The organism is Streptomyces sp. NPDC031554 (assembly GCF_055580685.1).
The window spans coordinates 222,113-245,624 of sequence record NZ_JBVIKX010000011.1; the positions used below are offsets into that span (position 1 = coordinate 222,113).

At 71.4% G+C, this 23,512-nt stretch carries 26 protein-coding genes; 3 read left to right on the forward strand and 23 right to left on the reverse strand.

The features are described from left to right. Window positions 1-36: 36 nt before the first annotated feature. The 5 genes from ACZ5FU_RS26785 to ACZ5FU_RS26805 all read right to left on the reverse strand — a co-directional run bounded on the left by ACZ5FU_RS26785 (window position 37) and on the right by ACZ5FU_RS26805 (window position 3,476). Window positions 37-414: a hypothetical protein gene (locus ACZ5FU_RS26785; RefSeq protein WP_469047090.1), complete on the reverse strand. Its 378-nt coding sequence runs from the start codon at window positions 412-414 to the stop codon at window positions 37-39. Then, the gene (locus ACZ5FU_RS26790; RefSeq protein ID WP_469047092.1) at window positions 411-830 is read right to left on the reverse strand and encodes a hypothetical protein; all 420 of its coding nucleotides are present in this window, start codon (window positions 828-830) and stop codon (window positions 411-413) included. Before ACZ5FU_RS26790 ends, ACZ5FU_RS26785 begins: the two co-directional genes overlap by 4 nt. Further along, a complete protein-coding gene (locus ACZ5FU_RS26795) occupies window positions 827-1,465 on the reverse strand; it encodes a hypothetical protein (RefSeq protein WP_469047094.1) in 639 nt (212 codons plus the stop codon). The genes ACZ5FU_RS26790 and ACZ5FU_RS26795 overlap by 4 nt, the downstream gene beginning before the upstream one ends. A 188-nt stretch (window positions 1,466-1,653) precedes the next feature. Continuing rightward, complete coding sequence (locus ACZ5FU_RS26800; RefSeq protein ID WP_469047096.1) at window positions 1,654-2,751, reverse strand: hypothetical protein; 1,098 nt, start codon at window positions 2,749-2,751, stop codon at window positions 1,654-1,656. A gap of 302 nt (window positions 2,752-3,053) precedes the next feature. Next, on the reverse strand, window positions 3,054-3,476 hold the full coding sequence (locus tag ACZ5FU_RS26805; protein WP_469047098.1) for a hypothetical protein: 423 nt from the start codon (window positions 3,474-3,476) through the stop codon (window positions 3,054-3,056). A 450-nt stretch (window positions 3,477-3,926) separates the two neighbouring features. Between ACZ5FU_RS26805 and ACZ5FU_RS26810 the strand changes: the two genes are divergently transcribed. Both ACZ5FU_RS26810 and ACZ5FU_RS26815 read left to right on the forward strand, forming a co-directional pair. Next, window positions 3,927-4,163, forward strand: coding sequence for a hypothetical protein (locus ACZ5FU_RS26810; RefSeq protein WP_469047100.1), 237 nt, complete (start codon window positions 3,927-3,929; stop codon window positions 4,161-4,163). Window positions 4,164-4,303: 140 nt separating this feature from the next. Next, window positions 4,304-5,062 carry an HNH endonuclease gene (locus ACZ5FU_RS26815; RefSeq protein ID WP_469047101.1) on the forward strand — a complete coding sequence of 253 codons (759 nt, stop codon included), beginning with the start codon at window positions 4,304-4,306 and terminating at the stop codon, window positions 5,060-5,062. Window positions 5,063-5,140: 78 nt separating this feature from the next. Here the strand turns inward: ACZ5FU_RS26815 and ACZ5FU_RS26820 are convergent, their stop codons facing one another. The 10 genes from ACZ5FU_RS26820 to ACZ5FU_RS26865 all read right to left on the reverse strand — a co-directional run bounded on the left by ACZ5FU_RS26820 (window position 5,141) and on the right by ACZ5FU_RS26865 (window position 13,166). Further along, complete coding sequence (locus ACZ5FU_RS26820; protein ID WP_469047103.1) at window positions 5,141-6,169, reverse strand: hypothetical protein; 1,029 nt, start codon at window positions 6,167-6,169, stop codon at window positions 5,141-5,143. Between the two features lie 543 nt (window positions 6,170-6,712). Next, a complete protein-coding gene (locus ACZ5FU_RS26825) occupies window positions 6,713-7,756 on the reverse strand; it encodes a hypothetical protein (RefSeq protein WP_469047104.1) in 1,044 nt (347 codons plus the stop codon). A gap of 132 nt (window positions 7,757-7,888) precedes the next feature. Beyond that, a complete protein-coding gene (locus ACZ5FU_RS26830) occupies window positions 7,889-8,632 on the reverse strand; it encodes a hypothetical protein (protein ID WP_469047106.1) in 744 nt (247 codons plus the stop codon). After that, entirely contained in the window at window positions 8,629-8,982 is a 354-nt protein-coding gene (locus ACZ5FU_RS26835) for a hypothetical protein (protein ID WP_469047108.1), read from the reverse strand. The genes ACZ5FU_RS26830 and ACZ5FU_RS26835 overlap by 4 nt, the downstream gene beginning before the upstream one ends. Further along, the gene (locus ACZ5FU_RS26840) at window positions 8,979-9,362 is read right to left on the reverse strand and encodes a hypothetical protein (protein ID WP_469047109.1); all 384 of its coding nucleotides are present in this window, start codon (window positions 9,360-9,362) and stop codon (window positions 8,979-8,981) included. Before ACZ5FU_RS26840 ends, ACZ5FU_RS26835 begins: the two co-directional genes overlap by 4 nt. Beyond that, window positions 9,359-10,036 carry a hypothetical protein gene (locus tag ACZ5FU_RS26845; RefSeq protein ID WP_469047110.1) on the reverse strand — a complete coding sequence of 226 codons (678 nt, stop codon included), beginning with the start codon at window positions 10,034-10,036 and terminating at the stop codon, window positions 9,359-9,361. The genes ACZ5FU_RS26840 and ACZ5FU_RS26845 overlap by 4 nt, the downstream gene beginning before the upstream one ends. Before the next feature lie 69 nt (window positions 10,037-10,105). Beyond that, complete coding sequence (locus ACZ5FU_RS26850) at window positions 10,106-10,777, reverse strand: hypothetical protein (RefSeq protein WP_469047111.1); 672 nt, start codon at window positions 10,775-10,777, stop codon at window positions 10,106-10,108. Between the two features lie 39 nt (window positions 10,778-10,816). Next, window positions 10,817-11,182 (reverse strand): hypothetical protein, encoded by a 366-nt coding sequence (locus ACZ5FU_RS26855; protein WP_469047112.1) that lies wholly within the window; start codon window positions 11,180-11,182, stop codon window positions 10,817-10,819. Continuing rightward, complete coding sequence (locus ACZ5FU_RS26860) at window positions 11,179-11,901, reverse strand: hypothetical protein (RefSeq protein ID WP_469047114.1); 723 nt, start codon at window positions 11,899-11,901, stop codon at window positions 11,179-11,181. Before ACZ5FU_RS26860 ends, ACZ5FU_RS26855 begins: the two co-directional genes overlap by 4 nt. A gap of 455 nt (window positions 11,902-12,356) precedes the next feature. Further along, window positions 12,357-13,166 carry a hypothetical protein gene (locus tag ACZ5FU_RS26865; RefSeq protein WP_469047116.1) on the reverse strand — a complete coding sequence of 270 codons (810 nt, stop codon included), beginning with the start codon at window positions 13,164-13,166 and terminating at the stop codon, window positions 12,357-12,359. 322 nt (window positions 13,167-13,488) lie between these two features. Between ACZ5FU_RS26865 and ACZ5FU_RS26870 the strand changes: the two genes are divergently transcribed. Further along, window positions 13,489-14,415 carry a hypothetical protein gene (locus ACZ5FU_RS26870; protein ID WP_469047118.1) on the forward strand — a complete coding sequence of 309 codons (927 nt, stop codon included), beginning with the start codon at window positions 13,489-13,491 and terminating at the stop codon, window positions 14,413-14,415. A 16-nt stretch (window positions 14,416-14,431) separates the two neighbouring features. On the opposite strand, the gene ACZ5FU_RS26875 is transcribed toward ACZ5FU_RS26870, so the two are convergent. The 8 genes from ACZ5FU_RS26875 to ACZ5FU_RS26910 form a co-directional block, all read right to left on the reverse strand. Continuing rightward, window positions 14,432-15,937 carry a hypothetical protein gene (locus ACZ5FU_RS26875; RefSeq protein ID WP_469047120.1) on the reverse strand — a complete coding sequence of 502 codons (1,506 nt, stop codon included), beginning with the start codon at window positions 15,935-15,937 and terminating at the stop codon, window positions 14,432-14,434. 323 nt (window positions 15,938-16,260) lie between these two features. After that, a complete protein-coding gene (locus tag ACZ5FU_RS26880; protein ID WP_469047121.1) occupies window positions 16,261-17,178 on the reverse strand; it encodes a hypothetical protein in 918 nt (305 codons plus the stop codon). Between the two features lie 23 nt (window positions 17,179-17,201). Beyond that, entirely contained in the window at window positions 17,202-18,380 is a 1,179-nt protein-coding gene (locus ACZ5FU_RS26885; protein WP_469047122.1) for a hypothetical protein, read from the reverse strand. 14 nt (window positions 18,381-18,394) lie between these two features. Beyond that, a complete protein-coding gene (locus ACZ5FU_RS26890; RefSeq protein WP_469047124.1) occupies window positions 18,395-19,411 on the reverse strand; it encodes a sugar phosphate nucleotidyltransferase in 1,017 nt (338 codons plus the stop codon). Continuing rightward, window positions 19,411-19,815 (reverse strand): cupin domain-containing protein, encoded by a 405-nt coding sequence (locus tag ACZ5FU_RS26895; protein WP_469047125.1) that lies wholly within the window; start codon window positions 19,813-19,815, stop codon window positions 19,411-19,413. The genes ACZ5FU_RS26890 and ACZ5FU_RS26895 overlap by 1 nt, the downstream gene beginning before the upstream one ends. Next, complete coding sequence (locus tag ACZ5FU_RS26900; protein WP_469047127.1) at window positions 19,812-21,518, reverse strand: thiamine pyrophosphate-binding protein; 1,707 nt, start codon at window positions 21,516-21,518, stop codon at window positions 19,812-19,814. The genes ACZ5FU_RS26895 and ACZ5FU_RS26900 overlap by 4 nt, the downstream gene beginning before the upstream one ends. After that, window positions 21,515-22,654, reverse strand: a complete 1,140-nt coding sequence (locus tag ACZ5FU_RS26905; RefSeq protein WP_469047128.1) for a pyridoxal phosphate-dependent aminotransferase — start codon at window positions 22,652-22,654, stop codon at window positions 21,515-21,517. The genes ACZ5FU_RS26900 and ACZ5FU_RS26905 overlap by 4 nt, the downstream gene beginning before the upstream one ends. Next, on the reverse strand, window positions 22,654-23,469 hold the full coding sequence (locus ACZ5FU_RS26910; RefSeq protein WP_469047129.1) for a class I SAM-dependent DNA methyltransferase: 816 nt from the start codon (window positions 23,467-23,469) through the stop codon (window positions 22,654-22,656). Before ACZ5FU_RS26910 ends, ACZ5FU_RS26905 begins: the two co-directional genes overlap by 1 nt. Between the last annotated feature and the right edge of the window lie 43 nt (window positions 23,470-23,512).

The window sequence follows — 23,512 nt, forward strand, 5'->3', positions numbered from 1 at the left end:
GTTCGGGAGAGAGAATCGGCTGGTGCACGAACGGGGTCAGGATCGGGAGCTGTCGGTCTCCTCGATCTGCGTCCGGACCGGTGCGGGCAGCTGAAGTTCGCCGCGGACGCGGGGCACGTCGAGCCAGAGACCGTCCATGATCAGGGCCATGCGGCTGTGCCAGACCGCGACATCCCTGATGGGGTGGCGGGTGGTGACCCGCAGCCGGACAGTTCGGCGGGTGAGCGTCACCTCGGCGCCATCGCCGATGAACGCGGCGACCGTCCGCTCAACACGCTGCGGCTGGACGTGGAAGTCGTCGCCGGCGCGACCGCGGCTGCGGGGACGGGGGCAGGCGATCACCAGGGTGTAGCGGCGGGCCAGGCCGGAACCGCTCACCGCCTCCACGGCCCCCTCCGCCGACGGGTGCTTCACAGCAGGGCGTCCGGAGTCGCCGGGGGCGTCCGGGTGCCGGAGACGTCGAGGAACGGCTCCCACAGCGCGCGGACGTGCTCAGACCGCTCGGCCAGCCACGCGCGTACGGCGGGCTCGTCGGCCTCGGTAACGACCACCTGGGTGGAGCCGAGGATCGCGGTGCTCTGCAGGACCCAGTACACCTTGAGCAGGTCGGGTCCCGGACTCTCGCCTTCCTCCAGGTACTCCCCGGTGTCCCGCTCCCAGTCCCAGCGGAAGACATGGGCGCGGTCGGGCCCGCCGGGGCCCCACTTGTCGTGGAAGTCGGACCAGGAGTCGTAGGTGGTGTGGAGTCCTTCGCCGGGGGGCGCGTAGAAGTTGCCCTCGTGGCAGGAGGACGGGTGGTTGATCTCCCACAGGCGGCGCGTGCTGGTCATGTGGTCTGCCTCCGGGGGGTCGTGGGGCGGTGGCCGTCCTCGTGCCGGACGGCGCGGACGGTGAGGGCTCGGATGTACGGGCCGATCGGCAGGGCCCGCAGGGCGGTGTCGACGCGCTCGCGGGAGGCGTCGAGTTCGGCCCGGGTGCCCTGGCCGGGCCTGAGCCCGCCGTAGTGGTCGGGGTTGCCGCCCAGCGTGACGCGGGTGACGTCGTCGGGCGCGCGGCCGTGGCGGAAGGTGACGTTCGTGAGGTCGCAGCGGCCCTGATAGACGGCGAAGCGGGCTGCGACCACGGGCTTGCCAGGGATGTGGAGACGGGCGGCTTCGGAGACCGCCTCCTTCAGCTCGGCGGGCTGGCGCCACGGGAAGAGCGGGAGCATCTGCCGCAGGTACGCCGTTGCCTTGCACGGATGGAAGACGAAGGCGAGCGCGATGTCGCAGGCCGAGAGAGCGTGGACGACGGCCTCGTATGTCCAGCGGGCGGGGTGCCAGGCCGGCTTGAGTACCCAGCGGGCGAGGGTCCTGCGGACGCGGACGCGCAGGCGGTGAGTTGTCTCCGGGATGAGACCGGAGGCGCCGAGGTAGTAGATGCCGAGTGCCAGGGCGGCGCCGACGGCGAGCGACTGCTTGTTCATCGAGGAGGAATCCCTTCGGTGACGGGGAGGTACGCGTCTCAGGCCAGGAGCGCCGCGCCGGTTTGAGTGGTGTGGGTGACGCGTCCCCGGGGCGGCTCGTACGTCCGGGCCCCGGAGACGCGACATGGGAGGGTTGGTTCAGCCGCCGCTGGCCGAGCGGGCCGTCAGCGTCGGTTCGGTGCTGGTTGTCAGGGGCGGGCGTTGTCGACGCGGACCTCGCCCGCGAGGCTCAGCCACTGCCGCCAGACGGCGAAGACCTGACGGAGCCAGTCGTCGGTGCGTTCCCGCTGGTGCTCGTCGTCGGCGTGCAGCAGGTGCAGCGCGTATGCGAGGTCGGTCTCCCGCTGGGCGAAGTCCTCGAACTCGGGGCGGACTGGGTTCAGGCGGGCGGGGAACGGGAGCTCGCGGTCGGCGAGCGGGGCCAGGACGTATTCGCCGAGTTCGGCGGGGAAGTGGCCGGTGGGGTGCTCCACGGCAATCTGTTCGGCGTGGAACAGTTCCTCGGTGGCCGCGGTCGGCACTCCCTCCTCGTAGCCGGCGGGCACGGCGTCGAAGTGCGCGGCAGCGGCTTCCAGGTGTCCGGCCATGGTGATGCGCAGGACGGTCATGGTGGCGGGGTCGGCCCAGCGGTCGCGGGCGATCTCGGCGACGACGCGGGCGCGGTGGGCGGCCTGGCGGCACCGGTCGGCGATCGTGGCGGTCGCGTCGGCTTCAGGGCCGGTCTGCGGCGGGAGCTGCGTGCTGTAGGGACGCAGGAGCCGTTCGCTGTAGTCGTCGTCCTCGACGTCGTACGTCCACTGCTCGGGGCGGGCCTGCGTCGACAGCAACAGGCACGGGATATAGCCCTCGTCGTCGTGGTCTGTGCGCAGGTCGGTGGGGTAGTCGTCGAAGGCGGCTCCGCTCAGGCGCAGCGTGCGCAGGATGTACCTGACCTGGTAGAAGTCGGTGGGGGAGTGAGGGCCCCAGAGGGTGCGGAGCGGGCTGTCGTCGGGCAGGGGCGGGAGCTCGGAGTTGGTGAAGTCGTTGAGGATCTGGCCGTTGGCGTCGCGGAGGCTGGCGGGGAAGAGGTCGGTGGCCAGGTCGCGGTCGTAGTCGATGAACAGGACCAGGTAGGCGGCCTGGGGGAACTGGGTTCGCAGGGTGTCGGCGACGAGGCGTGCGATGCTCCGTGCGGCGGTGCGCTGCTGGTGCAGCACCTGCGTCCAGGAAGCTATGTCGGCGGACGCCATGGCGACGAGACTGGCGGGGCGGTGCCGGTCGATGGTGCTCTGGGCGTGGTGAGTCACGTGCCCTCCTGAGCGAGTAAGTCTTTCCCCGCGATGGGAGACGTGGCCAAGCGGCCATCTGAATTCCCGCGGGCGGCTGGGCAGAACGCCGGTGGCGCGGCGTCTCCGCGCATCTTGGGCCGGGAACACACCCTACAGAATTACGCGTTGTACATGCAACCCTGTTTGCCGTCCCGGTGCCACGCCCCGGGCAGGTTGCTCGTTCGCGGGCGGCCGCCGGGGAAACTTCGGCATCCTCCCCGGCTGAGGTCTCTCCCGCATCACAGTGCGTCGGGGCGTGTGTGGCTTCATCTGATAGGCGCCTACCGCAACTGCGGATTCTCCCCAGGGGGTTCACCCCAGAGCAGGAGGGCTTTGATCCCCTTCAGATCCTGTTCGGCGCCGGGAACACTGTGGCCGGCGGCCACGCGCAGCCATTGCTCCGCCGCGAGGTAGTTGCCGCCGCTGAGGTACTGGTGCCCCAGCGCGTACGCCTCGTGGCCCAGAATCGCGGCTGCGGCCTGGGACTGCAGCTGGAGCCGCTCCTGCTCGCTGCGACCGTTCAGGCGGGTCATGAGTGCGGCAAAGTGGGCCGATTTCTCTGAGGGACTCATTGAGATGCCCTGGTGTTCATTGCCGTGGCGCTGGATGGGATGCACCGCCTGCGGGGCCCTGACGGTCCCTTGACCCTTCGCTCCAAGGAGCCGCGCAAGCGTGTGGCGCGTCGTGTGGAGGATCTTCTTCATGGTGGTGGACGCCTTGTCTTCTTGGCCTTTTGTGCCCTGCACCCTGTACATCGCGCGAACACCCCCCGACGGGTACTGACATATCCAAGATCTTTGCGGCACGACTGAGCGAAGCGCCCAGGCCGCCCGAGGTGTCCGGAGGATTGAACGGCGACGGTCTCGCGCTGTGGCGTGAGACCGGATGCGGGGGGTGGAAAGCAAGGCCGCCGAGCTCGGCCGGGACCTGGAGTCGTTGGAGGTGCCGTACACGATCGCGACCGCCTACGCTTCCCTCTGGCCAACTCCCGCAGCCCGCAACTGCGTCGCGGCGAGGAGGTCCGGGTCACCCGCAAGGACCTGACGCACCTGGCGCGCTGGATGCCCTCGCTGGAAGGACTCCATCGGCAACTCCCAGAACACGGTCCAGGCTGGGGCTTCACGATATTCCAGCCGAAAGCGCATGGCCTGGTGGTGACGGGCCTCGCCCTCGCAGCGGACTGGCCGGCATGGACGCCTAAGCAGGCACGGGCTGCCCGCCTGCTCTGCGCCGAATGCCCCTACGACCTTCGCCGACGCGACGACGAGAACCGGATGCCGTACAACATCCCGCTGCCGGCCAACCCGAAACGGCTCCGCCTGGTGTGCGGACGGTGCTGCAACAACGGCCTCGACGAGATGGAGCGCCCGGCCGCGCTCGCCGAGCAGTAGGCACGCGTTCCGAGCAGCCAGGGCCACAACCACGCACCCAAAGACCGTCCTCCCCGGAGTCACCACCTATGACTCCGGGGAGGAGGCGAACAACCTCCTCAGCAACGACCGGTGTCGGTGGCTGTCCGTAGGGTGCTGGGGTGGCAGTTACTCAGCAAACGATCAAGCGCCTTTTCGGGTCGGCTGTGCATTGCGCTGCACCGGACTGTCCCTCGCCGCTGGTGGTGCGCGACAGGGGGCGGGAGCTGGTGGTGGCGGAGATCGCGCACATCCGGTCTGGGCAGAGGGGCGGTCCCAGGTTCGACCCCGCGTTTGACCGTTCACGGGTGGATCTGTCGGGGAATCTGCTGTTGTTGTGCCGGACACATCATGTGCTGGTCGACCGCGGGGAGTACCCGCTGGAGGAGTTGCTGCTCTGGAAGGCGGAACAGGAGCGGCAGGCGGAGCGGATGCTGGAGGCGGCGGGGGCTGCCCTATCCGGTGACCTTGGGATGTCCCGTCACCTTCAGGACCATGCGGCGCGGCGAGAGTTGTACGTAGAGATCGCTCAGGCCTTGAATGACGAGGTCTGGGCAATCGTGCGGGAGCAGCATTCCTCCGACCCCGAGAGGGCAACTGCGCAACGGATCGCTGCTACCCGGCACGTCAAACGGCTGGACCAGGCTCTGGCTGTACTCGGGCCTTCATGGCTGCACGCTTCGCTCGGCGTGACGCAGCTCGCTCTCCTCGCCATGTGGAAGTACCCGGGAGAGATGGACGGCGGAGTGTCGAAAACGATCCACTGGTTCAACAGGATGGCGGCAGCGGCGCTGCGCGACCCCGACACGGTTCCGGATCTGTCCGACTGCCCCGTGAAGTTGGGTCCTCCGCGCCCCATCGGTCCGGCGGCTCTCCCCTAGCATCTTCGGATTTACTGTGGCGGGGTCAGTACTCATGGGGGCGTGGTCTCCCCGTCGATGGGAGGTTGAGGGGGAGGGTCAGCCGTTGCGGTTGCTGGGCTTCATTCCGCCCTCACGGTCGGTCGGCATGAGCGCACGGGCCGCAGCCAGGTCACGGCGGGCGCTGGTGAGCAGGGACCTGATCTGTTCGGCGGTCTCGTTGCCCTCGCCGGTGTCATCCGCGTACTCGATGTCGTACGCGCCGGCCAGCAGCTCACCCAGCGCGCGCAGGGCCACGCCGGTGCTGCCGTGGGCGTCGTCGGTCATCTCCCACAGCTTCTTGCGTGCCTGGGTGATCTCGTTGTCGTGCTCGATGTCGCGGGCGACGTCCGTCATCAGTTCGTCGGCGCGCTGTTCCGCGTTCCACTCGCCGTGGTGCTTGAGCTGGGCGGCCAGCCGGTCGCGGACCTGGTTCCACTGCCGATCGCTGCGGCGGTGCTCAAAGACGGCCGGGCTGGTGGTGTCGCGTTCGGTCATCTCGTCGTCCGTGAGCGGCTGCCGTTCCAGCTCGTCCAGTGCCTGGCGGACGCCGTACCTGTCCTCGGGGATGACGTGGAGCGGGCCGACGGGCCAGTACTGGTCGCCCTGCTTGCCGTAGCCGAAGGAGGACGGGATCGGCGCGTGGTGCTGGTCGCCGCGGTGGAAGACCTTCTCGCCGTCCTCGGGATCGCTGATCTGGTAGTCGTCCTGGTGGAAGGGCTCCTGGTCGCAGAAGAGGGTGATGCCGTCCTCGTGCGTGGTGCGGGCGCCGCACCAGCCGTGGACGGGCATGTCCCACCACACCATGATCATGACGTGGGTGGGGTCCGCGTCGGGGTGGATCTCGACGTGCCGGTTGACGTCGTAGGCGAACTCTTTGAGGTGCTTGACGAGTTGGGCGTGCGGCAGGGCGGCGGCGTCCACGGTCAGCGTGTAGCCGTGGCGGCCCATGGTGAGGTCGTCGCCGTTGGGGTCCGGGTCCCACTGCTGGATGGACCGGGTCGTGGCCGGGACACCGGTGATCCTGCTGATTCGGTCGTCCCACGCGGTACGGGTCCGCTGCAGGTCGATGCGGGGTGCGGTGCTCATGGAGTGGCGTTCTCCTCGGGTGCGGGGGCCGGTGTTGAAGGGGTCGGCTCTGGAGCCTCGGCGGACCCTGCCCGGTGACGCTGGTATCGCCTCGGGCAGGGCCGCCGCTTCTGCGGGTGTTCAGCCCTTGGGCTTGGGCCTGGAGACCGGGATGCCCTTGCGGTTCGGGGTCTCTCCGGGCTGCGCGGGGCGGCCGATGATGCTGTCCATCGTGGTCTCGCTTCCTGGGGCGGAGTTGCTCCGGACTGTCCGGCTCCCTGCGGCCGGGCCCGCTCTGTGTCGGGCCCGGGAGGCAGCTGTCAGGCCTACGCCCTCAGCCGAAGGCGTGCTCCTACTGAGGAAATAACAGCAACTAGCGCTCGTCCGTCCCGGCCGCTGTTCGCGGCCGCGGGGCGGGGAGCCGGATCGGGCGTGATGTTCGTGACGATGCGGCGCGTACGTTCCGGTTCGACACGAGCCGACACGAAACCCGCAGCAGGAGGGGCGGGGGCCTCTCCCGGCCTGTTGCTGTTATTTCCTCGGTGTCCTTCACGGTTCTGGTGCTCAGGCGCGGGTGCGGGCGCAGTTGTGGAAGAAGCCGTCCTGCGCCGGGAACGAGGGCTCCGGGGTGACCGGGGCGCACGCCCACGAGTCGACGGGGCCGGGGGAGTCCTGCTGGCCGTTCAGCCAGCGGTAGACGTCCGGGCTGATCTCGCGCAGGACGCTGTCGGCGTCGATGACGTAGAACTCGGAGTTGCCGCCGAACCCGTCCTCGTCGAGGTACTCCCACGCGCACACCAGGGCCGGACCGCCCGCCTCCTCGATCCGCGCGAAGACGGCGCTGATGTCCTCGGAGCTGTAGCCGTCGGCGAAGCGCCCCTTCAGGTCGGCGATCCGCTCCCACACCTCCTCGGCGGACGGGGCCGGCTGCGGCGCGGCGGCCGGGACACCGGCCATGCCGAGTTCGAAGCGCGCCACCGGGTTGCCTTCGCGGTGCAGCCCGATGAGGCGGAAGAGGTTGCAGTCCTCCAGGGCGCTCCGCAGGAAGAACTCGCCGGCCGCGGCCGTGAACTGCTCGGCCGCCTCGGCCTGCAGCCCCAGCCACAGCGTGCCCTCGTCGTCGAGCGACGGCCGCGCCTGCTCCAGCACGCGCGCGACCCCGATGTCGCTCTCGTCCAGGACGCGGGCGGTCTCGGCGTCGCTCTTGCGCACGGCCTCCAGGACGTTCGGCCACCAGAGGGGATTGACGTTGCGGTCCAGCCACCGGATCGACAGCCGGTAGCCGGGGTGGTCCCAGGTGTTCGGCTCGGGCGCGGTGAGGTGTTTGAGGGTGCAGACCACGTCGGTGTCGACGAGGGGCTCGGTGCCGCGCAGGTCGGCGCGGGCGAGGCGGGTTTCGCCGTCCGGAAAGGGCGTGTCGGACAGCGGTCCGTGCGGCCGGTCGACGGTGAAGCCGTGCAGCGTGCGGTAGACGCGGCCGTCGGCGTCGGGGGCGTTCTCGATGATCCTGAAGTCGGCGATGACCGTGACGGTGCCGTCGGCGAAGCGCAGGACGGCGTGTTCGGTGTCGCCGATGCGGTGGTCGGGGGGCGGGGTGCCGGTCCTCACAGCGAGCGTTCCTCCTTCACGTGGGTGGAACGGAGAGGGCATCGGGCGGGGACACCCGCTGGCCGCTTTGTCCGCGGGGCCAGTGAGCGTCCCCGCCCGAACCCTACCCGATTTGACGTTGCAGCGACAACCCTATTTACAGGCGCAGGTCCACCGGCAGACGCGGGCGGACGGCGCCGCCACCCCGGAGGCTCCGGTGGGGTCGTCCCAGCGGAACTCGCGCCTGTGCTCGTCGCGTTCGAAGGGGAGCGCCCTGCGCATGTAGGCGGTCTGGACGCCCTGGCGACTGAGCCGGCTGCCGGTGAAGCGCCACCGGTCCGGGCCCGCCTCCTGCCAGCCCTGCAGACGGTACACGCGCCGTACGACCCCGTTCTCGGTGACGACGGCGTGCCGCGCATTGGCGCGGGCCTCGGCGTCCAGGCCGCCCCACGGCCCCCGGTCCGCCTCGTACAGGAGGGCTTCGCTCTCGCCGCCGGGCTCGGTGGGCTGCCCGCGCTCGATCACGACGGCGGTGTGCTCGCCGCGCCGCACCGGGACTCCGAGCTGCTGGTGGAGTTGCTCGCTCCATCCGTAGTCCGGCCCGAGGACGCTCTCGGCGGCGTGGAAGTCGGCGCCGCGGTGGACCAGGACGTCGAAGAGGTCGTCGAGCACCGCGGAGCCGGTGAAGCGTTCGAGGTGGCGGCAGACGGCCGCCCGGGCCAGCCGGACGGCCCTGACCTGCTCCTCGCCGTCGGCCTCGGTGACGGTGCGCGGTGCCTCGTCCGGGTCCAGTCCGAGGCTGCGCCGGGTGAACTCCCACACCAGGTCCTGCACCCGGGCCTCCAGCTGCAAGAGTTCGGCGGTGTCCAGCGGGCGGCGCTGCATCCCGGCGCTCATCGGTCCGTTCCCCCGGCCGGAGCCGCGCCCTGGCGGCGGGCGCGGCGGCGGGCCGCGTGCCATGCGCGGGCGCGGTTGGCGCGGTCGCGCATCACGTGGGCCCGGCGCTGCTCCTCGGTGTAGGGGCGGTTCTCGGCGGCGGCGGTCTCGTAGGCGTCGGCAAGCCAGTCGCGGCGGGCGTAGAACAGCACCTCGCTCTGGTGGTTCATCACCCCGGCGAGGCCCCGCTCGTAGGTGGGCTCGGGGTGGCCCGCGTCGATCCAGTCGTTCACGGCCTGCACGCACTCGGGGTGGCCGCAGTACGCGGTCTGCCGTTTGGCGTCCTCGTTGGTGTCGTGGTCGGTGGTCATCGCTCTGGTGGTTCCTCTCGCTCGGGGAAGTCGGTCGGCACGGCCGGGATGCTGTGACCAGCGGATTTCAAGGTTCCCGGCGATGCCTTGAAATCAGGGCGGTGAAATTCAAGGAAATGCGGCGGCCCGTGGCCCGGCTGGGTGCCGGAGTCGGCAGGGGCACCGTCGGTCTCGGGCGTCCGCTGCGCGGCGGGGCGGTGGGCGTGGTCGGGGCAGAGGTCTTCGCCCTGGCGGGTCCGGCGCCAGCCCTGGGTCTTGAGGTTGCGGCGCAGCTCGGTGTGGTTGCGCACGTACACGGGCCAGCCGCGCTCGCGGTCGCACTGCTCGACGCCGTCGGGACGGTGGTCGCAGCGGATGACGAGGTAGGCGCCGGCGCTCATCGGGCTGCCGACGGGGCGGGAAGAGACTGCGCGGGGGTGCCGAGTTCGATCCGGCGGGTGATGCGGGGTCCTCCAGGGTGGCGCAGGGACCGGGCCATGAGCTTCTCCCCGTTGGCGGCGCGGACTTCCGCCGCGTGCTGGGGGTCCAGCCGCAGCCACAGCAGGTCGCCGTCGGCGATCGGGCGGGCGTGGTTGAGGAGGTCGCCGAGCACGGCGCTGTGGCGGCCTATCCGCTGGTGGATCAACGGCCACCACGCCGGGGCGGTGGTGTCGCCGTCCGGGTCCGCGTTGCGGTCGAGCCACATCATCGACAGGAGCAGGCCGGGGTGGTCCCAGGTGTTGGGGTGGGGCGGGAACACGGCGGTGCGGAAGCAGACCACCTCGCGGTCGGTGAGCGGCAACTGGCCGCGCAGTTCGGCGCGGCGCAGGCGGGCACGCCCCTTGGGGAAGTGGGCTTCCGGTGACGGCGGGAAGATCTCGCCCGGGACCGGTGCCGGGTCGGTCCAGGTGGTGGCCCAGCCGCGCACGGTCCGGTAGATGCGGCCCTGGGCGTCGGGGGCGTCGTCGATGGCCTGCCAGTCGGCGATGACGGTGGTGGTGCCGTCGGCGAAGTGCAGCGTGCCGTGTTCGGTGCCCGCGATGCGGTGGTCGGGGTCGTGCTGCCAGTCCTTCACGGGGGTGTCCCTCCTTGCGTGTGTCCGGACCCGGCTCGTCGGCGGCCGCCGACGAGCCGGGTGGCCTGCTCAGGCGGTCGGCTGATCGGGAGAGGTGAGCCTGATCCACGTCACCAGGCCCTGGGGGCCGAAGGCGTCCCGGCCTCGGCTGCGGCCGTAGGCCTTGAGGGCGTCCCTGAGGAGGGTCGTGCCTTGGTGGTCGCTGAGCTGGTCGGCCTGCTCGGTCGGCAGGCGCAGCAGCAGGGTGCCGGCGTCGTTCACCGGCCGGGCGTACTCCAGGATCCGGGCGGTTTCCCGGTCGAGTTCGCGGGCGCATCCGAGGACGGCGGGCCACCACGCGGGGGCGGTGAGCTCGCCGTCGGGGTGGAGGGTGCGCGCGAGCCACGTCATCTGGAGCAGGTAGCCGGGGTGGTCCCAGGTGTTCGGGTAGGGGTGGGCCACGCTGTGCGTGCTGCAGTCCACGCTCAGGTCGGCGAGCCGCGGCTGGCCGCGCAGGTCGGCGCGGTACAGGTGGGCGGGTCCGTTGGGGAAGGGAACGTAGTGGCGTCCGCCGGGGGCGCTGCTGCTGGTGACGTTGGCGGCCCAGCCGCGCAGCGTGCGGTAGATACGGCCGTGGACGTCGGGCGCGGACTCGGTGATCTCCCAGTCGGCGATGCCGGTCTGGGTGCCGTCGGTGAAGCGCAGCGCGCCCTGCTCGGTGTCCGCGATGCGGTGGTCGCGGACGCCCTTGTAGTCCCTCACGGTCGGGGCTCCATCTCGTGGTCGGGGTGATGTCGGTGGTCAGCGGTCGGCGGGAGGGCGGCTGAGGGGGGAGGGGTGGTTGAAGGTGACGGAGAGCCGGTCGCCTTCGCGGAAGCCGTCCTTGCGTCCGGTCGTTGGGCGGTACAGGTGGCTGCTGTGCCCCCAGCCAGCCGCGCCGAAGGTGTCGATCAGCGCGCTGTACACCTCCTCGCGGGCGCTGGGGGCGAGAGCCGGGTTGGCCTCGGTGCGTACGCCGTCGTCCTCGTAGCTGATGTGGAGCGACTTGACGTAGAAGGCGTTGCCGTCTGCGTAGAGGCGGGCGCAGGCGTCGGCAAGGGGCTGGGCAGCGTCGAGGATGAGTACGCGGATGCGCGTCGCGCGACTGTCGGGTTCGATGGTGGTCATCGCGGATCTCCGATCGCGGCCGGGGCAGGCGTCGGCGTCGGCGTCGGCGTCGGCGTCGGCGTCGGGCGGGAAACGAGGGCCTGGGCCAGCAGATGACGGGCCTGCTGCGTGTCGTCGTCGGCGAGCACGTCGAGGCCTTCTTGGATGGCGGCGGCGAGCCGTCCGGCGTACGCCTCGGCACGCAGGCGGGCGTCGTGCGGAGTGAGCACGCCGGGCCCGTGACGCTGGATGACGATGGTGTACATCTCGGGGGCCTCAGCGACCTTGACGTCCATCTCCAGCTTGGTCTCGGTGTAGTTCGGGGCGTCGCCGAGCATCGTGCGGGCTGCTGCCACGAAGTGGGCGAGCATTTCCCGCGCGGGCTGCATCTCCATGTGCATCCCGTTGCGGAAGTCCGTGCTGCGGATGCCCATCTCCTTCTCCTGCCGCCGCAGCCACTGCTGGGCGGCTTCTTCGGAGAGGAGGGCCTCGATGAGCGGGCGCAGGGCGTCGGCGGGTTCGCGCCCGAGGCGGCGGGCTGCTGCCGGGTGGGTGTCGCGCAGCATGTCCGCTGCCAGCTGGGCCAGGTCGGGAAACGGGTCGAGCGGGTCGTCCGGCCTTGCGGGGAGCGCTCGCTTCGGGCGGCGCAGCAGTGACCTGAGACGGGGGAGGTAACGGGTGCTCAGGCCTCCGGCGAACAGGCAGGCGAGGACGAGTAGGGCGATGGCATGGACGGGCACGGCGGCTCCGGGAAGAGGCGGTGCGCGGACAAGTCGGCGCTGGCGCGGCACGCGGCCGGTCGGGAAACCGGGGCGCAGGGGTGTGAGGGGCGTACGTACAGCGCCGTGCGGGGCCCACTCTAGCCAATATGCGGTTTCTGAGACAACCCTCTTTTGGGCTTGGCGTTCGCTGCGCTCGGACAGCTCCCTGACGCAGAACAGGAGTTGCCCCCCAGCAGGACGGCACCACCATGTCCGCCACCGTCACCGGAAACGGGCGCGTCTACCAGAGCAACGGCAGCCAGATCATCAACGGCGGGCAGCGACGCCTGACGCCCGAGCAGCACCCCGCGGCCCCGTCCCGACCAGGGAGGGGCCGCAATCTGTTCGTGGGGGTGAGAAGCTGGCGGACTCAAGAACCGCCACCTCATCTGGTACCGGCGAGATGCGTGCCACCAGCCACCGAGCGCGTCTCCTTACACGTGGGCTGTGGCCCTCTGCTCGTACAGACGCACTCCGCGTTCGACCATCCGCACCGCGCAGTGTGTGACGTGGAACAGCAGGGAGATGGACCCCGTGATCTGCGCCAGCGCAACAGTGCCGTCCGATTCGAGGATCTCCCGGTCCAGGAACGCCAGGGTGCCGGTGCTGTCTCCGTGCGCGAGGGAACTGCACGCGCTCCACACCAGTTCGGCCAGGTCTTCGCCCATACGTATTTCCGGGCCGGCTTCACGGATGATCCGCTTGTACGAAGGGCGAGCCTTCAGTGCCTTCCGCGCGTCCTCGGGGGAGGCCCCGGCTGTAACCAGGAGGTCCTCAAGGACCTGGAGACGCTCCTCCTTCGTCTTCAGGCTCGGCGACTGGGCCAGCTCCCGTACCCGGTGCCCGTGCTCGACTTCCTTCGCCTGCAGGCTCAGGCGCCGGGTGAGGCGCTCAAGGCGGTTCGCCGGCCCGAGCAGCCACACCGCACGGGCCGAGTTCTCGAAGACGCCCCGCACCAGCGAGGCCTGCGCGTGGGTGTGGATGACGGTAGAAGCATGCGTTGCGCTGCGTTCGGCGAGGACGGAGGACCGCAGGCACTGGAGGTGATCGACGGCCACGGTCAGTGCGTGCCACGCGCTGTGGGACACCTGGTGCGGGTGGCTCTTGGCGTCGTCGCCCGCCAGGGAGCTGCGGGGCTGGACCTGCCACTGGCCCGTGTTCTCGTGGGTGTACGCGTCAAACCGTCGTGTGCCGTCCAGAAGGGCCAGCAACTGACGGAGGTACTGGTCCTCTTCGTCCGTCATGCCGTTGATGGTATGGAGCGGTGGCCTGGCTGTCGGGCTATTTTCCGCCGCGCCGATCAAGGCGTCGCGCCTGAGGGTGTCGCCGGTGAATCACCCTTTGCGGCTGGTGACGCGGTTCTTACTCTGGCGTCGGCCTCCGCGCTCCGCCCTCCCGTGTGATGCGCTACTGTGCTGCCTGCGGCAGCACGCGCCTGCCAGACTCCCGGCCGGGAAAGCTCCCACGCGCCCGGGACGCGGACAAGGGTCTCAGACTCGCGCGCTTCCTCCTGATCGTGATGACCCTGCTGCGGCATGGGCGTGGGCATGCCGTGGGAGGACCGTCGTGACCAAGGACAAGAAGCGCAAGGCCGCCGTCCGCGAGATGCAGCACGCCACGGGCGGCCGTTACGCCCGCCTCGCCCGCGAAATGGCCGTGCCCCGTGTCGGCCGGACCTTCCGGCTCGCCGAACTGCTGGCCGAGTGCGCCACTCTGCCCGCCGCGTCCGTGGAGTGGGACTTCCCCGAGCACTACGCGCCCGCCGTCTTCGACTCGGGCCTGATCGGCGCGGCTGTGCCGTACGGGACGGTGCTGGAGCTGGCGGGGGCCCTCGCGCAGGATGGTCCCACCGCCCCGATCACGCTGGAGTCGGCGGATTCCGGCTCGCAGGCGATCGTGGTGTGCCGCGGGCGCCGCTTCCAGCTCGTCCTCACCCAGGACCTGGTCAACGAGCTGTGCCGGAAGCCGGGTTGTGACGGCTCTCCGGACACCTGGGCACTTACCCATTGCCCCCGCCACCTCGCCGAGTGCGACACCAACGCCTTGGTCTCCATGGCGCGGAACTGGGGACACGGCCGACGCGACGAGTTCGAACACGACCCCGAGCGTCTCGGGGGAAGCCGTGAGGCCGATCTCCTCATCAAGGCGGCCGTCGCGGGCGGCTCCTTCGAGCGTGTCAGGGCCGTGCTCCTCGACGCGTGCTTCGGCGATCCCAACCTGTTCGACGACATCTACTGGGACGCATCTGTGTCGCTCGCCATGCAGCATGCGCTCGAGCGCGAGAGGCTCCGCCTCTACGAGGTCGCCCAAGCCGAGGCGCGGCGTATCCGTGAGGCGACCGGGGCGTGCACGACGTGCGGCGTCGGCCTCGTCGGATGGAACCCCGGCGTCCCGCCGCAGTTCTGCTTCACGTGCGCACCGCCGCCTCCGGCAGAACAGATGTCTCCCGCGTTCGCCTGGGCGTCGGCGCTGCCCGACCCCGCCCACGAGTAGACGCCGGGGCGGCACATCAACCCGGCCCAGGACGCGGCGCGACATCCTGGGCGCTGCCGCCGGCGGAGGCGTGCTCGGCGCCCCAGGGGTACGTCTCCCACGCCTGGTCCAGGATCGGGTTGATGGCCGTCCGCCCGCCTGCGAGGTCCCGCAGGGACCAGCCGCCCGGCGGCGGCCGCCCGATCCGGGACACGATCCCCTCCTCCATGCCCGGGTCGGTCGCGACGACGGCGTCCTCCAGTTCGCTGGCCGAGGCGACCACCGTGGGCACCACCGTCTCCGGCAACAGGCCACGGAAGTCAGGGGCGTTGATCAGGTGGTACGGCTCCATCGTCACCACGATCCCGAGCACGGGCCGGTCGTCGGGGATGTGCGCGAACGCCGGGTGCCGGTCCTCGATGAGCTTCGCGGACTTGTTGATCTGGGTGAACGCCTTGCCCAGCTTCTTCGTCAGCTCGCCGCCGAACTGCTGCGGCCCCAGCCGCAGGCCCGCCGTGGGCCGCGCCGACTTGACCTCGACCAGCAGGACCAGGCGGGGCAGCACGACAATCCAGTCGACGCTCTTCTTGTTGTCCTTGTCGTAGACGATCTCTGAGTGGACGTCGGCGCCCGGCAGCAGCCGCAGGTGCCGGCCAACGTACTGCTCGAACAGCTCGCCCAGGTCCCGGGTGAAGGCCTCGAACCGCTCCCCATAGTGCTCGTTGCCCGTGTAGTACAGCCCCATCGGGCTGACCTTGCCGAGCACGGCGGGCGTCACCGGGATGAGGTAGTCGCAACCGACGGACCGCACCAGCGGCCTGGAGCGCAGCGGGTTGGGGGTGTACCGGCGCAGCCGCGGGTCAGATGCGAGCAGCCCGCCTGCCGCGCGAGCGCGTTCCTGCGCCACGTCCGTGGCGAAGTGCCGCTCGAGCACCGCGGTGACCGCGGCGTGGGTGGTCAGTTCCTCGAAGACGGTCAGCTCATGCTCGGGCACCCATGCCAGGTCGAGGCGGCCCTGCCGGTGGGTGGCGACGGTGTACAGCAGCTGTGCGAGGCCCACGTAGTCCGCCAGCGGGCAGCCGAGCAGGTCACGCTCCCAGCCGTCGCCGAGGACCTCCAGCGGCCTGGTCGGCTTCGTGTGGACCAGCAGGGCCAGGCTGCGGGCGAGCTCGGAGAAGTCGTCCTCCTGCCAGGTGAACTGCTGCCCGGCGACGCGCAGTAGGAAGCCCTCCAGCCGCTCGCCGACCGGAAGGTGCCGGTAGACGTCGTCGAGTGCGACGTACTGGGCGAGGATCTCCGCGAGGTCGCCGTCGGTGGCCGGCCGCTGCCGGTACTCGTTGCCGCGGGTCAGCGACACCCAGGCGGCGTCCGCCAGCCCCCAGGGCCGGTACAGGCCGGAACTGTCCTGCCTCCAGTCCTCCTTCGTCGGCCACCGCGAACTCACGGCCGCGATCAGCGGCAGCAGGGAGCTCGGCGGGTGCCGGCGGACCCGCTGGACGTACTCGCGGTCGGGGACGGGGAAGCGGAAGAACGAACGGACCATGCGGACGATTCTGCACGCGCCGCAGGATCGGGCAGACCCCAATTTTTCCGCCCTGCGGAACGCCGTCACTGCGCTGTGCGCCGAGTTCGCGGTGCGGGGCCGCGAGGAGGACGGCGGCGAGCTCGCCCCGTGCGCCCTGTTCCTAGGGGAGTTCGAGGCCCGGGTGTGCGGCGGCATCACTTCCCAGGGTCCGGGCCCAGTGCTGCCGAGGTCACTGCCGCCGTCCGCGCTGATCCGGAGAGCGCACGTGCCGCGGCCGCCACACTGGAGGAACTGACCGCAGTGTGACGGCACGCGTCGGCGGCGCGGGTGCGGCTGCTCGCTTACAGGTCGAGCAGGTGCTGGTAGATGCCGTGCTCGGTGAGTGCGGTGCGCAGGCTGTTCAGGGCGCGGGTGGCGGCGCCGGGGTCGCGGGCGAAGATCTTCTTCATCCACTCCGGGTTGTCGATGTACGCCTCGCTGGTGTTGTTCGTGTACCGGATGGCGTTGTTGAGGATCAGGTCCTTCAGGAAGTAGATGTCGGTGTCCCAGCTGGCCGGGTAGGTGGCTCCAGGCAGCAGGACCCCTTGGGCTGGGTGCCAGCCGCGCTCGGCGAAGCGTTGCTGGGTGGCCTGGCAGGCGATGAAGCCGATGGTGTGGATCTCGGCAGCCTGTCCGGCGGGCAGTGCCTTGATGAGGTGTTCGGTGACGGCCTGGGTGCCCTGCCCGGTCTGGATGCAGTCGTCGAAGACCGCGACTCGCAGCGGTTCGTCCTTGTCGCCGTGGTTGCTGAGGGCTGGTCCGAGGGCGGTGCGGCACTGCTGGTCGAGGGGGGCGCCGCTGCTGACGGCGATACGGAAGTCGGAGTGGAAGGCGTCGGCGGGGTCGGTGAGCAGGTGGGTGGAGCGGACGTTCGCGGTCGCGGCGGCCAGCGGGCGGCCGTAGGCGGTGGTGAACTCGGCGAGCAGGGAGTCGGCGGCGTACTGGCCGTTGCAGCCCTGGGAGACGAGGACGTCGAAGGTGACGCCGGAGCGGTGAAGGTCGAAGGCGAGCTGGGTGCAGGCGTGGTCCCAGCTGACCTGGACGGCACTCTGACGTGCCGGGTCGAGGCCGGCCAGGGCCTGGTGTACGCGGTCGACGGCGGTGGTCAGCAGGCGGTTGGTGTCGGGCTCGGGCAGTTGCTGGGCGCGGCTGATGCGGCGCAGGTGGTAGGTGAGGTCGTCGAAGAAGTACAGGCGGGCAATCGGCGTTGCGGTGGTCATCGCGGGCTCCGGAAGGTTGGGGGTCATGCTGCGGGGGTGTGCTGCTGAAGCAGGGCCCAGCTGGTGTGTTCGAGGGCCTGGATGCGCTGGGCGACGGTGGCCGGCTGGGTGTGGGCCGCTTGGAGGAGGGTGGTCAGGTCGTCGAGGAGCTCGTCGACGGCGATGCGCTCTTCGAGGCGCAGGCTGGTGGCGATGCCGCGTGGGGCTCCGGTGGGGCGGGGCGGGCTGATGATCTGCCAGAGGTAGGCGGCTCGGACGGCGGAGATGGGGTCGCCGGGCGGCAGGGCGAGGGCGGAGGTGGCGTTGGCAAGGGCGTCGCCGAGGACGAAGGTGATGTCGGCGGTGGAGGCGGCGCCGGCCTGGAGGCGGGACCACGCTTTGAGCTGGTACGGGGTGGGGAAGCCGTGCTGGAAGGCCTCGTCGGGGTCGTGGCCCGTTTTGGTGAGCAGCTCACGGAGGGGGGCCTGGTCGTCCATGCGGAGGGTGTGGCTGGCCTCGTGCGCGGTGAACATCCCGATCAGCAGGTCCTCGATCGGGCCCTGGTACCAGGCGTCGAGCGCTGCGAGCCGCCCGATGCCGATGCGCTGGGCGGCGGTGAGGCCGGATGGCAGGTCGCCGGTGCTGGTGCGGGCGAGATGGGTATAGGCGCGGGCAACGACAGCGATGGCGGCCGGCTGCATGAGGAAGCCGTCGTTGCCGGGCACGGAGAAGGCGTAGTAGCCACGGCCGTAGGTGGAGGCGGCGATCTCGGTGGTGACGCGGAAGCGGTGGCCGTAGCGGGTAAGAGCCGGTTCGGCGATGCGCAGGACGGCGAAGCCGCGGGTGTTGGCCCACAGGGCGAGGTCGTTCTCGTGGCGGCCTTGTTCGGTGCCGGGAAGCAGGGTCTGGGCGGCCTGCAGCGCCTCACGGGGGCTGGCGGTGACGGTGTCGGGCGTGATGCCGTGTTCGGCGAGGGGCTGGTAGTCGGTGCTCTTCAGCCGCCGGATCGCTTCGGTGAGCAGAGCGGTCCGGGTGTCGGGGCGGGCAAGGAAGTCCTCGGTGGCCTCGGGGCCTTGGTGCCGGTGGATCTCGCGCAGGACCATGTGGGCGGGGTAGTCCAGCGGGTGACCGTCGGCCAGCGCGTCGGGGCCGATGCGGGACAAGGTGGCCAGGTGGTGGGCGTCGGCCAGCAGCGCGAGCGTGGTGAGGGTGTCGTGGTCCATTACGGGACTCCTGGTCAGGTGCGGGGAGCTTGGGGCATGGGCTGCGGCGCGGCGTCTGGCAGGTGGACGGTGGCGTGGTGGTGGGCTCCGGCCGGGATACGGGTGCCGGGGAGTGCGAGGCCGTCGATGAGGGAGCTGCCGGCGCCGAGTTGGGCTCCGGCCAGGACGGCGCTGTTCTTGACGACCGCCCCGGCGTCGACCCGGGCGCCGGGACCGAGGTAGGCCCAGCCTTCGACCCGGGCGGTGGGGGCGAGTTGGGCCGACGGGTGAATGTGCTGCTGGTCCGGTGCTGCCCGGGTCAGGTCGTGGTGGGCCAGCCACACGCGGAACCAGGTGCCGGTGTCCCGCCATGGGGCGGTTCGTACCGCGAGGTGGACGCCGTGGCCGGAGCCGATGAGTGCGGGGACGAATTCGTCCGCCCATGGGTCCTCCGCGCGGTGCGCCAGGCCGTCGAGGTGCGGCCAGGCTGCGGGCGAGACGACGCTGAGGCCGATCTGGTGCGCGAGCGTCTCGCCCGGGCCCAACGCCTGACGGTCACCGGGGTGGGGGGCGCGGGTGGCGGTGATCAGGCCGTCACCGGTGCGGGTGAGCAGGCGCGGCCGTCCGTACTGGCCCTCCTCACGGCCGGGTCCGGGAGCTGCCGCGAGGGTGAGCGTGGTGCCGGTGGCGGTGTGTTCGGCCAGGACCGAGCCCCAGCCCTCGTCGAGGATCAGGTCGCAGTTGAGTGTCACCACCGGCGTGCGGGCCGCCGCGTACTCCTCGCGCAGCCACGCGTACACGCCGGGCCAGTGCGGTGGCGCCGTGGCGGCCCGCACGGCCGGCTGGCAGGTGCTGAGGGCCCGGGCGACACCGGCCGGGTCGTAGTCGTCGCGGTGCAGGAGGGTGACGCGGTCGATGCCCCACTGCCGGAGGACGTTCAGCTGCTGGGTGAGGACGGTCTGTTCGCCGAGGGGGATGAGGGCCTTGGGTCGGTCCCGGGTGAAGGGGTCCAGGCGGGAGCCGCGGCCGCAGGCGATGATGCACGCCTCCATCAGGAGGTCCCCTCCGGCTCGTCGGGCGGCAGCTGGCCGGTCGCCCGCTCCTGTTCGAGGCGGAAGGCGGGGCTGTTGGCGGCCAGCATCCGCACCGTCTGGCCGGAGCGGTTGCTGCTGCCGTGCGGGGTGCCGCGCGGTACGGCGACGGCCTGGCCGGCGCTGAGGGTGAAGGTGTCGGTGCCGAGGATGAACTCCAGCTCGCCGTTGAGGAGGTAGAGGATCTCCTCGCCCTCGTCGTGGACGACGGGGGTGCGCACCGCCCCCGGGTGGATCTCCAGGTAGTCCATGGACAGGGTGCCCAGGTCGCCCAGCGTGCGCATGCTCATGGTGGGGGTGAGCCACACCATGGCGTCCGGGCCGCCGGCGCCGTCCGGCGGGGTGTGGGGAGTGCTGGCGGTCATCGCGGTTCCTCCGGGGTGTAGGGGGCGGGCGCGGGGGCGGGGTCGATGACCACGTCCAGCACGGTGGGCGCCGCCCGCTTCAGCGCCCAGTCGAGTCCGTCTTCGAGCTGCTGGGGGGTGTGGACGCGGCGGCCGTTGGCTCCCAGGGATTTCGCGAGGGCGACCAGGTCGCTGTCGGGGAGCTGGCAGGCGACGGGCCGGTGGCCCTCGCGGTCGAACCAGGCCTGCTGGGTGCCGAGCGTGCCGTTGTTGAAGACGACCCAGGTGATCGCCGCCTGCTCGGCTGCAGCGGTGGAGAGTTCCAGGGCACCCATGAGGAACCCGCCGTCGCCGGTGGTGACGACCACCCGTTCTTCGGGTCCGCCCATGGCGGTGCGCGCCTGCCAGGCGCCGACGGCTCCGGCGACCGCGTGGCCCATGGACCCGAGTCCGGCGTTGATCAGGAATCGGTTGTCGCCGCGGGTGCGCAGGTAGCGCTCCACCCAGTAGGCGTTCTGTCCCACGTCCGCGAGCACCGTCGTCCGGTCGTCCAGGTGCCGGTTGACCGCCTCGCACACGGTGACGGGGTGCAGTTGGCCGTCCGCCGCATCGAGGGGCACCGTCGGGTCGGGGTGGTGTCGGCGCAGGGCGTCGGCTCGGCGGGCGCCGTGGCCGGCGAGCCGCTCGGCGTGCGGGCGCAGGGCGCTCAGGAAGGCGCGGGTGGTGGCCTTCACGGCGATGCCGCCCTGGTAGGTGTTGGCGAGTTCGCGCGGGTCGATGTCGACGCGGATCAGGCGGTGGGCGGGCAGGCGGGCGGTCCATCCGGCGGTGGTCAGGTAGGAGAAGGCCACGCCGAGGGCGAGCACCAGGTCGGCCTCGTGGTGCAGGGCGTGGTTGGCCGCGGCCCGTCCGTAGGTGCCGACCGGCCCCAGGGCGAGCGGATGGTGCTCGTCCAGGAAGCGTTTGGCGGCGAACGAGGTGGCCACCGGCAGGTCGGCGGCCTCCGCGACGTCCAGGAGCAGGCGGGCGGTGGCCGGGTCGGCGAGTCCGCCGCCGGCCAGCACCAGCGGCCTCTTGGCTCCCCGCAGGGCTTCGGCGGCGGCCGCGACCAGCGCGGCGTCGACTGCGTCGGCTCCGTTCACCGCCTCGGTGGGCGGCGGCGCGCCGTCGGCGTCCTGGACGGGCGCGGTGAACAGGTCGGACGGGATGTCGAGGTGGACCGGGCCGGGACGTCCGGAGCGGGCGACGGTGAGCGCCTGCGCCAGCAGGGGGCCGAGTTCGTCCGCGCGGGTGGCCTGCCACGACTCCTTCACGGTGGAGCGGCACATGGCCGGGATGTCGGGGGTGCGTCCGAGGCCGGTGCCTTCCTGGATGCCGTAGTGGCCGAACTCGCCGGTGGCTGCCTGAGCGGTGATGGCCAGCAGGGGCACGCTGTCCATGTAGGCGGCGGCGAGCCCGCCGAGCATGTTGATGGCCCCGGGGCCGGACGTCGACATGCAGACGCCGAGCCCGGCGATGCGGGCGTGGGCGTCGGCCATGAATGCCGCCGCCTGTTCGTGCCGGGTCAGCACGATGGGGACGCCCGCCTGGTCGAGGGCGTGGAAGAAGGGCAGGATCCGCTGGCCGGGAATGCCGTAGGCGCGGCCGATGCCGGCCTCGGCCAGGGCCCGGGCGAGGATGTCGGCGCCGGTCGCCGTCGTCGTGCTGGCGGTGGTGGGGGTCATGTGCGGGCCTCCTGGGAACGGTGAGCGGACAGGACGGAACGCAGGACGGCGGCCAGGTGCGGTACGTCGCGGGCGGCGGGGACGCTGATGCGCGCCCAGTTGGGGAAGCCGAGGCCGGCCGTATGCCGGATGTGCACCCGGTGTTCGGCGGCCAGCTGGTCCACCACCGTGCCGGCGCACGGTCCCAGGTGAGCGAGGAGGAAGTTGGTCTGGGAGGGCAGGACCTGTACCGCCATCGCGTCGAGTTCGGCGGCCAGGGCCCGGCGGGCGACGCCGCAGTCGTCGACGACCGACTTCAGGTGCCTGCTGTCGCTGAGGGCGGCGGCAGCGGCGGCGAGCGCAATCCGGTTGGTGTTGTACGGCAGTGCGGTACGGATCGTGGTCATGGCCTGGATCACGTCGCGGTCGCCGACCGCGTATCCGGCCCGCAGTCCGGCCAGCCCGTACGCCTTGGAGAAGGTCCTCAGCACCACCACGCGGCCGCCGTCCAGGTGCTCCAGGCCGCTGCCGAAGGTGACCGGGTCGGCGAACTCCGCGTACGCCTCGTCCAGGACGAGTACCGCGTCCGCCTTCCTCGCGGCATCCACCAGGGCGCTGACGTCGGCCGCGTTCAGGGCGGTGCCGGTGGGGTTGTGCGGGTTGCACACCATCACGCACCCAGCGCCGTCGAGCGCCCGGCGTACGGCGCTCGCGTCGGTGCCGCCGTCGGGAAGCAGCGGGACCTGGCGGACCGGGTGTCCGGCGGTCTCCAGGGAGGCGGTGTATCCGGCGAAGGTGCGCTCGGTCGTCACCGCCGGCCGTCCGGTACCGGCGGTGGCGAGCGCAGCGAGCAGGATCATCTCGTCCGCTCCGTTGCCGACGATGACCTGCTCGGCGGAGGTGCGGTAGCGGGCGGCGAGCAGGCTGCGCAGCGGCTCGCCGTCGGAGTGGGGATACCAGTGCGCTGAGTCCACCTCGGCCCGTGCCGCCGCGAGCGCGAGCGGGGAGGCGCCGTGGGGGTTTTCGGACAGCGCCAGGCGGGCCACGCCGCGCGGATCGTGGGCGTGGGGTCCGGCAGCGAAGGGGGTGAGGGTGGGGAAGGCCCGTACGGCGGGCGGCGCTGTGCGCGGTGGTGGGGCGGGGGTGCGGGCGGGCATCAGGCGGCTCCGGGGTCGGTCGGGAGGGACAGGACGATCAGGTCGCCGTGCAGCGGGTGGCGGGACACCGTCCGGCAGCGGACGCGGTGGCGGGCGCAGGCGGCGGGCAGTGCGGCGGGGTCTGCGGTGCGGTGGACGTTGCCGACCAGGACGCCGCCGGGGCGCAGCAGATGCACGGCGTGGGCCGCGGTGTCGGCTGCCCCGGGCAGGTGCAGGACGTAGCAGGCCAGGGCGGCGTCCCAGGCTTCTCCTGGCGGCGAGGTGAGTGCGGGGATGACGTTCATGCCCGCAGCGGCAGCCAGTTGGCGCATCGCCGGGCTGGGGTCCCAGCCGGTCAGCGCGGGCGGCCGGTTGCTCGCCCGCAGCGACAGGCCGCTGCCGCATCCGACGTCGAGCACCGTCTGCGGCGGGCGGCCGGCGACCTCGGCCACCGTGTGAAGGGCCCATTCGGCCGCGGCGATGTTGCGTCCCGCGTCGACGAGCAGGTTGTAAGCCTCGCCGAGTACGTCGTACAGGGCCGGAACCAGTGCGCTGCACCCGGCGCCGGTGGGGGCTGTCAGCACGATGCGGTCCAGGTAGCAGCGCGCCGTGCGGTTGCTGCGGCCCAGTTCGGCGGACAGAGCCTGCGGGTCCCGTCCGGGTGCGGCGCGCAGCACCACCGCGTCGGTGGCGGCGACGACCGGCCACCCGTCCGGTGCCGGGAGTCGGTCACCGGGAGCGGTGGCCACCAGGGTCTGCCGGGCGCGTACCGCCGCGGTGACGGCGGCGTCGGCAGGCGGGACGATCGCGGTGAGGGGAGTGGGTAAGACAGGCATGCCCGACAGAGTCCGCGTCGCTGCGGCGCGGATGAAGTGGATG